Below are 14,469 nucleotides of genomic sequence, written 5' to 3'. Positions count from 1 at the left end.
GGTCGCGCTACCCGTCTTCGTTACAACATATTTGTAATAGTTTGAATAAAAAGTTATTTATTAACATTTGACTATTTGTGAAATATCAAATTTTTACATCAGAATCAAAAAGGGATTGAAGGAAAGGTCTTTGGTAGGATTAACAGAGCGAGTTTTTAATTTAAAGGTAGATATTATTAAAGAACTTCAAACCTTAGATTTTCAGGAAAAGCTATACATAAGACATCGAAACGAATTAATTGATGATGTATTAGAAGAACTTCCTCTTCTCTTCTAAATGATGAAATTTTCAAGTGAGAATGCATTTGCAGTTTTCCATAAATATAAAAACTGTTCAAATTGGCAAGCACTTAATGTGACAAATGTAAGTGAAATTCATGTACATATTTCCCCGCTCATCATCTCTATTGTAGATGACGAACTTGCCAAACGATTTGATAGTGTAATGTATTCCATTGAACTTGCCAAGCTAACAGCAAAGAATGCTAGAAATCTTGTGGAGCGAATTAAGAACACCAAAAGATTATAAAAAAGAATTCGGTGACACTCCGATTACCAAGTTAGTGAGGCAAGTTATAGGTTTAGATCAGCAAGCAACAAATTCGGCATTTCAAGAGTTCTCTAATGAAGAAAAACTGAACGTTTTGCAACTTCGTTTTGTCAAACCATCATCGATTATGTAGTAAAAAAATGAAACTCTTGAAAAGAAAGTATTACAAGAAGCTCCATTCCGTCCGCTTGGAAGAGTAACTGAATTATTTAGTGATAATCTGGATAATTTCCACGTGGGATTGTACGTGTTATTAATATGATTAATCGTAATCCGGAGAAGTTTGGAGAGGCGTAAAGTTTTAATAAGCAAAAATCGTTTTATATAAGTATAAATAAAGTTAATAAATCGTATATAGGATAGCCATTTTTTAAATCTAAATCTTCTAAAAAAAATTTATCGAGAAATTGAATTGATATTTGAATAAAAATAAATTAAGCTTACGGTATATTACATAAATAAAGGATTAAATTGCAATAATCAACAGTAGATTCTAAAATTTATTTGGAGTGATAATGATGGCAGATATAAATGATTTTAAAATAGTAAAGAAAAAGTCAAAAATGTATTATCAATATTTAAAATTAAAGAAAGAAGTAGCTGAGATAGAACAAGCACGCTTAGGGTTCTATCTTTTTGCTTTAGAATGTATTACTAATAATAAAGATATTACGGAATTAAAAGATAAGATTAACGATACTGAATTCAATAGTATTGTTTTTAATCAAGCTAATGATGATTTAGGAATAGACGCTATTGATATTGATGAGGATAATCAAACTATTAATCTTTTTAATTTCAAATTTCGCGAAAAATTCAATCCTGGTAAAGGTCTTTCCTTAAATGATACTCTTATTAGTATGAAATTTGTAAATGCAGTTTTAAGCTTGGATAGTAGCGGTTTAACAAATAAAACTAAAGAATTTGTTGATGAAATAATTAAAAAGTTAAAATCGGATGATATTTGGAGTATGAGGTTATATATGGTTTCTAATGAAAATCAAGGTTTTTCAGTTGATATTGAAGCTATTAAGCATTTAGAATCTATGTACGGATTAGATGTAGTCACTTATACTCTTGGAGACTTTAGCAATTTTATATCTAAAAGACCAGAACCTATAAAAGCTACTTTACTGTTAAATAGAAATTCAGTTTTATCGTATGAAGAAGAAGATCTATCTTCAAGTAAGTCATATTTAATCAAATTGTCAATAGGAGAGTTAATAAGAATTACTAGTTCTTCTGAACAGATGCGAAATAAATATAATTATGAAGAGATGAAAGAAGTAAAAGGCTTAAAATTAGATTTTTCCGTACTTTTTGATAATGTTCGTGGTTATTTAGGAAAAACAAAATTTAATAAGAATATATTCAAAACACTCGAGTTAGAGCCGACTAAATTTTTTATGTACAATAATGGAATAACTATGACATCAAAGGATATCGAAGTTACCCCAGTAAATGGAAATCAAAAATTCAAGATAGAATTAAATGACTTTCAAGTCGTAAATGGTGGTCAGACACTTAGAACGCTATACGATTATAAAGACAGTATGTATGATGAAGAAATATTAAATAAAGCCAATGTTTTAGTAAGGGTATTTAAAACAGGTGATCAAGAGGGGCTAACTAATAAAATTGCGGAATTCACCAATAGTCAGAACGCAATATCACCAGTTGATCTCAAATCATTAGACTCTCTACAAATAAAGATTGAAGAGATACTAAAAGATTATGATATTTTATATGTTAGAAAAGTTGGGGATTTTGGTGATAATGATAAGGTTTATAAAGAAAGAATCTCTATGGAGAAATTTGGACAATTATTATACTCTAAACAAGGCTTTCCAGATCGGGCTAGTAATCAAAAGAAAAGAATCTTTGATTCGTATTACGAAGAAATTTTTGGTGAAAATAAATTTGATATAGATGATGCTGTTAAATTAATCGAGAAATATCTAGAAATTACAGAGGAATATGAAAACACTGGTTACATTGTATATGAACAAAAAGTTTTCTATGTAATATACCTTAATACTTTTAATTCAGATATAAAGAGTAATATAGAGCTTATTGAAAAAGCACTGATTGAATATAAGAAAGATCAAAATTTATCAGATTCAAGAAAGCTAATCCAGAAAGGATTTAAAGAAGAATTAGATAAGTACTTTTTAAATTAACTTCCTAAGTAACATATGAATAAAGACCTAAACTCACCACCAATATACTGATTGCCGCAAACTATCAGAAAAAGTGTTTGGAAAAATTGTATTAAAGAACATAATCTCTAGCTGGATTATGTTCTTTTGCACTGTTGTTAATATGAAAGTAGTATATGATAGAACTTGACTGAAAGATCTTTTCCATGAAAAGAACTAGGAAAAGAAAAGTTAGGTAACCACCCATACCTTTTCTCAGAAGTGTCCACCAAACTGGGCACAGAATTAATATTTTTGATTAAACTTATTTTATTTAACTGATCAAAAATCGAATTCCCCTTGATATATGGGGACTTTTTTACTTATTTAAACATATATAACTACCTTTAAAGCCCTCTCCCCTCTGGCAGCGTAGAGGTCAGCAGTCCGCCACTTCTCTGCTTGATCATCGAGACAGACTGAAGAAATACCATATTCCAACAAATGTTGATACTGAAGTATTTATAATTAAAAAGGTAACCTTACATATGTTGCCTTTTTGGGTTAAGAACATTTTATAATGTTCAATGTTCATGAAATTTATTCGTGATGGAAACTAATTGATATTAAGATTCTACGAAAGCTCCACACAATCCTGAATCTCATCGTATTTTGAAATCTTGCATAGTTTTTCAATTTGATTGTGCTGGGTACGAATATTGGAACCATTTTCCTTAGGGCAGTATTTAGGACATCTACTGATTATTGAAGAGATAAAGAAATTAATTAACGAAGATTAGATTTCAACAAACATTCCACTATTGAATTTGAAATTGCTTGAGCTAGCAGAACTGGCACTGAATAAGCTAATTGTAGATGCAAAGCTGATAGTGGCATTTTTTGTTCAATTTTCTGCTCTGTATACCAATCAGGAAAACTTTGAATTCTTGATATTTCTCTTATTGATAATCTGCGGTAGTTTTCTTCCCCATCAGGAAAAATCCATTCATTATTTTCATTTTTTATTAACGAGCTACCACTTGGGTGTAAAGGAGTTCTAAATATCGGTACATTTACATTAAAACTTTCATCTGACCATTCTTTCTTACGGTTTTGCTGTTTATAATATGAGTATAATTTCCCTTTATAATATGGTCCTGGATTTTCATCTAAATCTCCTATTGCATCGCTCAAAGTGACATAAGGTTGTAAACATTCTCCATATTTAGGAAGGGGGTACTCATATTTAAAGTCTAAGTCTTCACGTACACCTACAATAAAAACAAAACTTCTATTTTGGGCAACTCCATAGTCTCTAGCATTAAGTAATTTATACTGGACTTTAAAACCTTGATTAGCAAGTTTGCTAGAGAAATCCTTCATTAAATCTCCATTATGAACCTTCAATATACTTTTTAAACTAGTGAAAAGAAACATCTTTGGCTGAACATATTTTAAATAGTCTAAAATTTCATTGTCTAAACCCTCATATGCATCTTCGTTTAACCGAGATTTTCTTAGACTTAATAAAGGGAAAAATGCTTTTCCTATAATTAAATCTGTCTCTATACTATCTAAATGTTTAATTTTAGTGCTATCTAATCCAAAGCTTAACTGTTTACCGTGTTTAATGTCGGAATTTATATAATTCATCTTGAACATTTTAGATAATTTAAATCCTAAATCTAGCCCTTTATCATTTGGATTTAAGTTTAATACATTAAACGCATTTGATATTTCATTAGGCTTGAAAATCATATTAAAATTTTCTTTTTCTGGCCACCTTGCATCTTTGCACCATACAAAGTGGGTATTGTAAACATTATCCGACCTAATATCGTATGTAGACTTAATTCCGAGGCTTTCTAGACTTGTCTTTAATCTATTAGCTACCAAATTGCCTTTATATTCAAGTGGGTCTTCTAAATGAACTTGAGGAAATAACCTTCCCTCCTTTATACCCCAATCAACATATATCCCTAAAGGTCTGTCCCCATCGAATTCTGGCGTATCTCTAGCTTTTCCATCTTTCAATGTTCGATAATTTAACGCTTTAAAAGCGATGTATGTATTAGGATTTTTATCAACATACTCTTCAATATGTTGAAGGTTATCAATAACGTCTTGTATAGAATTAATGGCATTTACATCACTATGTACGATAAACTCTGCAATTCCTGAATTCTTTATTACGCTTGTTTGATTCCCTTTCTCTACTTGTATTGCAACGTTTTTTTTAGTCTCTGGAAGTTTGTATCCTGCATAGATTTCCAATAGTTCATCTCTGCTTAATTCAAACCTTGTTGCTAGTTCCCCACTTCCAGAATTCATAAAGTTAATTATCCATCCTAGCGAAAAAGCCCCTGCTTCTGTACGTCTTAACTTATCAATATATATGAGATTCTTCTGCTTAAATCTTTCTTCTAAATTATATATTGCTTTTAAGACTCTTTCCCTCCAGTTACTGCCTAAAATAGCTTCAGCACGAAATATTGATAATTTATTTTCTATAAATTGAGCATTTAATTGTTTAACAGAAATTTTCAGGTCTATTATTACTCCTTTACTGTTTTCTCCCCGTACGAAGACATCTGTTTTAGGTTCCCCACCTGGATTTACACCATCCACTTTTTTTTTGCTTCCGACTGGTTTACCAGAAAATTTAATTTGGAATATTTCATTTCTTAATTTAAAGCAGGAATTCTTTTTATTAAATAATGCTAGTATTTTTTTCTCTAATTCATTGTCGCTGGCCATTCTTTCACCTATTCCTTCATAAGTTAATAATGAACCCATACAGTGGATGCATGGGTTCATTATTAATAGATTAATGATTTTATATTTTAATCTTTAAAATAACCTATCTTTTTATCGATAAGTAAGTTTCGATCTAGATACAAATTCCAATATTCACAAGAGGTTTCTGGGATATGGGAACAATTATAACAAGCGGCACCGTTTAAGTTATTTACACCCTGTCCTTGTGTTTTTCCGAGCTCTGTACATACTGGGTCAGAACTGCACCACTCTGCGTTATTTTTGGCCTTGTCTAAGACATGGAAAAACTTTTCTTGTAAACCTAATCGTACAAGACCACCTAAAGTGCCTTCCGAGTCGCCTGCTGAAATATAAATTAAAATTCCTGCCTGCCCCTCATCTAAGTAAAGTCTTTCTCTAATCGATGCACGATTATAACCACAGACATTGGCAAGTTCATCAATTAAAAAGTGAGACAATGTATGCAACATGATATTTCTTGGTTTAAGAATTGTATCATCTCGGTGTTCAATATGACCCACTCGTTGAAGGTAACGCTGGAAGTATTCCTTTACTCCATCGGAACCCTCCCATTTTTCAATTTTTGTTAGGTTCAATTGCAAAAAGATACCTTCACCATATACTTCATTTACAGGCAGCCACTTCTCATTAGAACTGTCATAATCCTTATAAAGAGAAGGATAGTAACTACTGTAATCATTATTGTTTTTGTAATCCTTGCGATCAAAACCATATAAAGCCGTTGTCTCTTTTAATTTCAGCACCCTAGATAAACGTTCTAAATACGGTTTGTAATAATTATTTTCATATTCTACATCCTCTTCATAAACCCATTCAGATTCAACTTTTAGTTCTTTTGAGTTTACTGCAGACGCAAGCTTTTCAAATTCTTTTTGTTTAATTAATAGCCCTGGTTTTTCTAACTCCTCGTCAGTGTATTCGTATTCTTCTCCAGCTTCTATATACATCAGGGCTTCTTGAATATCCTGATCAGTTATCTCTTCCTTCAACTCAAACCTGAGATTTGTTCTTATAAACTGAGTCTTCTTCTCTATTTCATCTAAAAGCGCAAGATTTGTTCGCAATAAATACTTAGCTGGAGATTGAATTTTGGATACAATCAGATCAACGTTTTCACTATAATTACCTGGTATTGCTAGAGCGCTAATTTTTTTCGCCATATAAACACTTATGGAGTTTCTTAATATTGCTACTGGTGCTGCGGAACATTCTTCCTGTTCTTCTCCACACCATGGGCGTTCGCCTTCACAGGTGTATTTTCGAGCTCCTCTTTCATTTAAAGTGTCTCCTAAAAGGCTCGTTTTCTTTTCATTACTTGAAGTTGTAACTCCTTGTAACCCACGGTTGCCTTTGCACCCTTCACACTCAATCCTCCAGGAATCAAGTGTTGTACCGCCACTCATGCGAATTCTCAAATTTCCTGTACAAGTAGTATTTTCATCACGATGAACCCACTTGCGCCAAGGAAAATCGGACAAATGACCATGCTCACAAATCACCACAAAAGGAACTTGTTTGTAATATCTTTTTGTATTGCATTTTGGGCAATCTAAATAAACTGAAGTTTGATCAAGCTCTAGTTCTCTTAACGACTTGCAAGAACTACAATAATGCCATCTAGGAAAACGCATTAAAGGCATTATTAGATTACTGTTTGGAACAACTTCCATAGCATTTGCAGAGCTCTTCCTAAACTCAGGAGGCGTGTAAAATTTATCAACTTTCAATATTGATTTTAAACGTGGTTCATTTACTGCAAATTCTTCAATATTTTTTGCTTTATTTCCATTAAAATCTCTAAACCAAAGATCTAGAGCGCCTACAACGGCTGTTTCACCTTCAGGGCTAATTACCAGCGAACCTGGTCCTTCTGTTCCAACCAGTTTAGAGCGCCTCATTGGCAAATATCTCATTTAGTCATCTTCCTCCCATACAAATTCGTCTTCCTCTTTATCTAGTAAAACAATAGATCCTCTGCTTTCAGCATCTACACTTCTCAACGTATTAATTACAGGAATGCTGCCAGCATATTTTTCTCCATCATTTAAATTGCCAGCTTGATACATTAATCCACGTTCCGTATCTGAAACTCTCCAAATTTCATAGCGACCTTGTAATATTCCATTCATAAAAACTTTAAAAATATCCATAAAGACGCCTAATTGATCCCGGTCAATTAATTTAACACGCTCTTTGAAACGGTGACGGAATGCGGTAAAACGTTCATCTTTCATTACACGCTTTATTTCTTTGTTTGTAGGATAGTTTGCCATTTGCATATCCATCCTTTGGCGCAAGAACCCAATCAGCACAGCTGTTAATCCGCGTTCCAAGGAAGCAGTAGAGAAGGGTGTTAGGCTTGTTGTTTCTACTTGTGCATAGAGTCTTTGGTGAAATTCATTAAAGTGCTCAAAATGTGATTTGTCGCGTGAGTTTTGATTAGAATATACTGTTACAATTAATCCTGGTCTTTCTTGAGGACGTCTTCCCACTCGTCCACTTACTTGAATATATTGGGCTGTCATTTTAGGCTGACTGATGATGCCCATTAATGATAAACGATCAATATCGACGCCTACTTCAATAATATTTGAAGCTAAACATGATGTTAGTGCTTTTGTGCGCCCTTTATTATCTTTCGCAATATAAGGAACATTCAAATCATCTATTGTTTTAGAAATTTCATTACTTTGTTTACGGGATGTTAATTCAAGTGGGGCACCTAAAAATCTTCTGTTGCTGAATCCTTCTCTCTTAATTAATGCATCAATATACGTTGGAATATCACTATTAAATAAATTTAATCCTGCCCCTAAATCTCTTAAACTGTTATAAAAAGAAAGCAGTGTCCAAAACGGATCTCGCTCGTCCTCAGGCAAGCCCTCGACCTTCTGTAAAATAGCTGAATACGTCATTACTTGCGCCATTAAAATACGAACTCTAGATGTGAAAACGCCGATATACTTTCGGCCTGGCATTGGTTTCCCGCTCTCATTAACAGCCACTCTAGAGAAAAACGAATCATCAATATCGATACCTGGGCTCGGGAATAACCTTGCGCTTGTTCTTCCAAATAGACATTTGGCTTGCTCTTCAAACTCTTTAATAGTCGCTGTTGCAGAAATGATTTTCGGTTTAATTGGCACCTCTCCACGGTCATCAATACATAATTCCTCAATTAACACTTCGTAAAGACCTGCAAGTGTTCCCAGTGGTCCTGAAATTAAATGTAGTTCGTCCTGGACAATAATTTGTGGTGGAGATACAATACGTTCTCCTAGTTCATTCAAGCCAAATAATTTTCTGGCTTCGGGTTTCCATGTTAACTGGACAAACTTATCGATAGTACCAATTAAGAAAGTCGGTTGCTTTTCATAAATAGTTTCATCCACGAAATAAACCGGGATTTCATCGTGGAAATCACACTGATCATCTGGACATACCACTATTAAGTGGTTATTTTCATTCTTTAAACCGATTATCTTGCTTTCGTTACGCTTAACACCTTTTCCCTTTACTTCAGCTTTACCAATTTGACATCCACACCAAGGGCATCTTGTCACTACTAGGTTCTCAGGACCTTTTGATTTACTCATTGCTTTTACTTGTTTTAACGCTTCCTTATTGCTATTAGGAGAAGTTTTTGAGCCTACCCAAATTCCAATCGAATAAGGTGTGCTTCCAAGCTCTTTTTCATGTTCTCGACGCAAATATTCCATAGAGCAAATTAATCTGGAAGCACGCTGGAATTGGTCCGCTGTTAGTAAACGCAAGGTATAGCGCATCATAATATCTACGCCTGCATCAGTCGGGTCTAACAAGCGCCTGTAAAACATTTGAAACGCCGCAACCCCTAAATATGCTTCCGTTTTACCGCCGCCAGTAGGGAACCAGATTAAGTCAACTGTTTCTCGATCAAATGAATCTTTTTCTACTAATGATTGAATTGATAATAAGAAGAATGCAATTTGGAAAGCACGCCAGCTATTATCACACGAGCCTAAATTTTTCATCTTTTTTGTTACATCAGCAAATGTTTTTTCGAGGACTAGCTCTAATCCTGTATCATGTTTTTCAAAGTAAGCTTTTCGTGGCGCTTTGCCATTAATTTGTTGTAATAAAATCGCTTGGTTAGCCATTTTGAAGGCTTGGAGCACTTTAGGCTGTTTTAACAATTTTAGGCCTTTTTCTATCCTATCTAAGCTCTTTTTGCAAAATTCCAAATTGTTTTCAGCAGCTTCTTTTAATTCTTGCTGCAGGTCTTGTATCTCTTCTTCACGCTTAGCAATCCAATCTTTATAGCCTGTTACTAAAGGCTGCAAGATTTGAAGCAACTCATCGTAACTTTTCACATTCATTAACGCTTGCATTTCGATTCTTAAATCTACCTCTTTGCCACCAATATTCAAAATAACATCCGGTGTCAGGCTCTCTGTTTCATACCTGGGGATAAATGTAGAGTTAATTTCCGATATGTTTCCTACATATTGATCCCAAGTAACTGAGCAGCCATGACCGAATGCATAGTTGAATTTATTTTTAAATAGCAACTCATTATTCCACTCATCTTTAGTTAAATCTAAGTTGCGTTGAAAAACTTTGGGATAATTTAAAAAGCTGCCTGGCTCAGCGGAAATGTTTAAATGGGATTGAAACACTGTATACTCATTTACATTATGCCTCCCCGGAGGCTGAGTCACATTTAAAACAGTCACAGTTAATAACGTGTACTTTTCTTTTACTCGATACTGAATATGTAAATCCAAATTAATTTTTTCAATTTTGTTCTCTACCTTGTCGTAAACATGTAGGGAATATTGCTTTACACTAATATTTTTTCCAGACTCAAATTCTGATAGAGCAATCTCTTTCTCGGCGGAAACAGATGTACGCAACCACCAATACTCATCAAACTTATAATGTTTTTGTTTGCCATTATCTTCATCTTTGTGAATAATATCTGCATAAATCTTATGTTTTTCGTATACTCCACCTTCAAATTTAACTGTAAAAACTTTAGTATCCTTAGATAAACAAAATGTCACTCCCATGCTTGAAGGCATTGAATCCTTCTGCTGAATTTTAGGGGCAGCATCATCTAGACCTGATTCTTCCTCTAATTCTTCTGCATTTACTTTATCTATTTGATCATAAAACTCAGCTTGTAACTCATCGTTAACTACATCAATTACCAGTTCATTTTCTTCCAACTCTGTATCTTCTAGCTTTATAGGATATAACATTCCTGTAGCATATCTTCGAGAAGGACTGTCTCTTTGAATTACTTCTTCTCTTAAAGCCGCTTTATTCCAATAATAATTAGTATTTAAGTCCTCAAAATTATCAAATGTAGTATTGCCAATGACATTTAAAGGCTTTTTAGCATTTTGAATGTCACTGGGTCCTACAATTTCTTGCTCAATGGCATTAATTATACTTTCTCGATTATATAAAGCACTTTCTAGTTTTTTATTCATATCTTATACCTCATCCTTTAATAATCTTTAATGTTTCGCATTCTGGAATAAAATGTGTTTCATTAGAAATTCTTTTTATTTCTTCAATATTAAAAGAAGCTCCTTCAAACTCTTTCGAATTAAATGTATAAAATCCGTTTTCATCGATTACACTTTCTAAACTTTTATCTAATTCATTCATCAAAGTTTGGGATATATGATGACCAGCTGAAATATGTGCACTAAAGATTGCACTCGCTGCGTTTAATATTTCTGTTCTTTCTTGTGAATCAAAATTAAACGCCACTAACAATTCATCTAAACATGAAGGTTTAATGGAATTACTGTCCATCCAATTTTTAATATTATTTGCTTTAGCAACTGAGATTCCATAACGTACTATTAAAATCCTAGAAACTTTCTCTATACCTTTTTTTTTCACATTAAAGCGTAATCTTTTTTTCCATCTTTCTAAGCTATCTCGATATCGTTCTGCATTAATGCCCATAAAATTATCAGCTAATTCTCGAACTAAGTTATATGCATTTTGATTTCGAAATACTAATAAATCCCCCATGGATAACTCTCTTACTTTTTTTTGAGAAATCTTTAGGGAATCTCTGTCAATGACATTTACGTCTTGTCTAAGTGGCAAAAAAATGTAGTTACCGTGAGAAATGGTCGCAAATTTCACTTCTACTTTTTCTTCTAGAGGGATATCTACAATGTTTTCAAAATGGTTAATTACAGATTCTTCGGAATTTTTTTCTTTGCTTTTCACGAATATCTCTTTAAAATTCAAGCCTGAAAAGCCTTTTTCAAATGTAACATCTTTATAAATCGTATTTATTAAAAATTTATGGTCAATTAAATCTGAAAAGGATCTTCTTTGTACTAATTGGTTTTCAAAACAGGAATACCCTAGAAACATAGTCTGTTTTCCATAAAATATTTCTGAGAACTTTCGATCAAAATAGCTAGGGGTCCCTAAAAATATAACAATATCTGCAAAAATCCCTAAATCCACAAACTCTTTATCTCGCATTACTTTATATCTCGTTCCATTAATATCAATGTATTCATCTAAGGACCTTTGTTTAGTTATAATATAGGTGTTTTCTGAAGTAAGATGTTTTTCATTTGTTAATCTCATTAAAACGTCAATATAGGCATTATTTTGATGTTTTCGTAATATTTTTATTAAATTTACAATAGGCTCTACATTTTTAGTGAACAAGTCAGCATAAACTCGTTTTTTCGTTAAAGTAAAATACTTTACAATAATTTCATTATGCTCTTTAAGGTAAGTACTGTAGCTACGAACTGAACTTACCAAATTACGACATACTTTTACGAATGACTCGGTTTCTTCCAATAGGAGTTGATCATGCTCATAGTACATCTTGACCTCATGCTTCAGCGTTTTCAATGTATGCATTAATTGCCCTATAAGATCATCTTCAACCTTTATAAATTCAATCTCTACTGATGAGGAATATAATTTATTTGATAAATCTATATCAGCTCTTCGATAACCAAGCAAAGATTTCCACTCCTTTCGGGATTTGAACTTGATTGTTATCCATATATTCTAAAATGTCTCTATTAAAAGATTGGCCTTTCCCAATTAAAAATTCCTGCTCAATTTTATATTCAAACTCTTCGGATTTTTCATTCGAATCATGTTGATCTACAATAAATACACACTTCTTTTGTTTAAATTGATCCATCTTCCTAAGCGCTCTACTACTGCCGACAAATATTATTGTTGATTCATCAGGAATAATCGAGTCATGGTTTTGCTCGATAAATGAAAGGTTTTTAAATGTACCTTCTGTACCATCAAACAATAGTTCATCTAATTCAAATGGTTTTCCGTCAATTTCAAGTCCAATGACAGATTTATTATCTTTCCATTCTTTTTTGTTAGCATATAAATAAGTTTTCGCCGTATTTTGCATCATTAACAAATTAAGAGTGTTCTCAGAATATAAGTTTTTCAATTTAATATTTTCGCTTAAGTTCTTTATATTGCTCACTCGCCTAGTGTTTCTAACGTTAGTTATTTCATCGTCATACATTCTTACATAATCAAACCATCTTTTTTCTGGTATATAATTAATAGAGTTTAAACGAGATTTCACCACTATAGCTCTTATCTCAGAATTAGGGATCTTACTTACTTCTATAACGGAATGAGCTATCCATTCTTCTCCAGTCTTGTATAGGATCCTTTGGCCTTTTTGTAAACTAAGGTATTGCTCTAATAACATTTCTTTAGATGGATTTTTAAAATCATAATCTATAGCTCCTAGTACAAAAAAATAAGAAAACGATAAATTAGAAGGTACAGATATGTATATTTTTAAAGGTTGGTCTGCCTGTTTAACATAGTTAGCTAATTCCACACTAAATTTCATCCAATTTTCCAAAAATTCAAAATTATTTTTGCAGCTTCTATATTTCCATTCATTTAAAGACATCACTATTCCCTCCCCAAATTAAAATTATCGAAATATCCTCTTTAACTATCAAATCAGTTCTTCAACTATTGCCTCTTAAAGAGAAATTAGAGCAGTAGATTGATACCCAGGGAAGCTAAAGACTGTTAGTGTTCAGTCACTTTATCCAGAATGCTCATTTTTGAACACAGTTTAAAAGTTTGATTCTATCCAGTTGTATAGACATCCGATCTCACTCGATGACTGATGTCCTTCTTATCATAGCTTTTTCAAAAGCACGCACATTGGGTGCTGGTGAACCCTTTAGGACACCCTATTTCAGTCGATGCCAGTTGTTCTTAATATCGGAGCTAGAACGTTTTTTGTGACCATTATAGCAAAGTTTTCATACAGGAGTTTTTTCCTAGTTACTCTTACTTTTGATTATACTTTATGAAAGTACTATTGCCACTCAGAATGTTTATGTTATGGAGAAGCTACACAGATTAAAAGTCGGCAACAAGTAAATACACGTTACCCCAATATTTTTTGTGAAAAATTCAAAAGAGCTTCTGCGTTTAGTTCGAGAATTGCATTCCATACCCGATTACCCACCTTGGGGCAAAGGACCAGTCTGAAGCCATTATTCAAGGAGTGGGTTTTGCGCTCAATTCTAAGATAGTGAATTGAAAAATCCGATTTAACGAATCCAACAGGAAGATTCAATACTAAATGTATTTGATGGGGAATGTTATTATGCGTTGCCCATTATTAAAAAGATCTATACTTTGGTCAATTATATGTTTTTATAATTTGTTATGGAGATTTCATCTTTAATTTCAACCAGTAATTTGTCATGCCCAGTTGAATTAGCAAGAGAAAAACTTTGATGATTATGGGACTAGAGTAGTTCTCTATAGAAAGATGTATTCGTCTCCTACCCAAGCTAAGTTTGTTCCTAGTGTGGCTCTCATACTGGAGATTGATAATACGGAGATAAATTAATTCCAACTATTCCCATAAAAAAATAACCATTTTGAAAGGACCTTGGCAAAACACATAATTTTTTTACATATCGGGATAAA

The 14,469-nt window shown here is 32.8% G+C and carries 6 protein-coding genes; 1 reads left to right on the top strand and 5 read right to left on the bottom strand.

What is annotated here, in order from left to right:
• Window positions 1–1,065 precede the first annotated feature (1,065 nt).
• Window positions 1,066–2,730: an AIPR family protein gene (locus LQ188_RS21535; RefSeq protein WP_230178173.1), complete on the top strand. Its 1,665-nt coding sequence runs from the start codon at window positions 1,066–1,068 to the stop codon at window positions 2,728–2,730.
• Between the two features lie 744 nt (window positions 2,731–3,474).
• Here the strand turns inward: LQ188_RS21535 and LQ188_RS21530 are convergent.
• From LQ188_RS21530 to LQ188_RS21510, 5 genes are read right to left on the bottom strand one after another with little or no spacing between them, the layout of a single operon-like run.
• The gene (locus LQ188_RS21530; RefSeq protein WP_230178172.1) at window positions 3,475–5,484 is read right to left on the bottom strand and encodes a DNA cytosine methyltransferase; all 2,010 of its coding nucleotides are present in this window, start codon (window positions 5,482–5,484) and stop codon (window positions 3,475–3,477) included.
• A gap of 47 nt (window positions 5,485–5,531) precedes the next feature.
• On the bottom strand, window positions 5,532–7,400 hold the full coding sequence (locus LQ188_RS21525; protein ID WP_230178171.1) for a DUF1998 domain-containing protein: 1,869 nt from the start codon (window positions 7,398–7,400) through the stop codon (window positions 5,532–5,534).
• Window positions 7,401–10,964 carry a helicase-related protein gene (locus tag LQ188_RS21520; RefSeq protein ID WP_230178170.1) on the bottom strand — a complete coding sequence of 1,188 codons (3,564 nt, stop codon included), beginning with the start codon at window positions 10,962–10,964 and terminating at the stop codon, window positions 7,401–7,403.
• A 10-nt stretch (window positions 10,965–10,974) separates the two neighbouring features.
• The gene (locus LQ188_RS21515) at window positions 10,975–12,486 is read right to left on the bottom strand and encodes a hypothetical protein (RefSeq protein WP_230178169.1); all 1,512 of its coding nucleotides are present in this window, start codon (window positions 12,484–12,486) and stop codon (window positions 10,975–10,977) included.
• Window positions 12,464–13,426 carry a hypothetical protein gene (locus tag LQ188_RS21510; RefSeq protein ID WP_230178168.1) on the bottom strand — a complete coding sequence of 321 codons (963 nt, stop codon included), beginning with the start codon at window positions 13,424–13,426 and terminating at the stop codon, window positions 12,464–12,466. Before LQ188_RS21510 ends, LQ188_RS21515 begins: the two co-directional genes overlap by 23 nt.
• Between the last annotated feature and the right edge of the window lie 1,043 nt (window positions 13,427–14,469).

Origin of the sequence: Peribacillus sp. Bi134, assembly GCF_918698065.1 — a bacterium.
Classification (GTDB): Bacteria; Bacillota; Bacilli; order Bacillales; family DSM-1321; genus Peribacillus.
The sequence above is the reverse complement of the archived record's forward strand: the minus strand, read 5'-3'. Positions and strand labels throughout refer to the sequence as shown.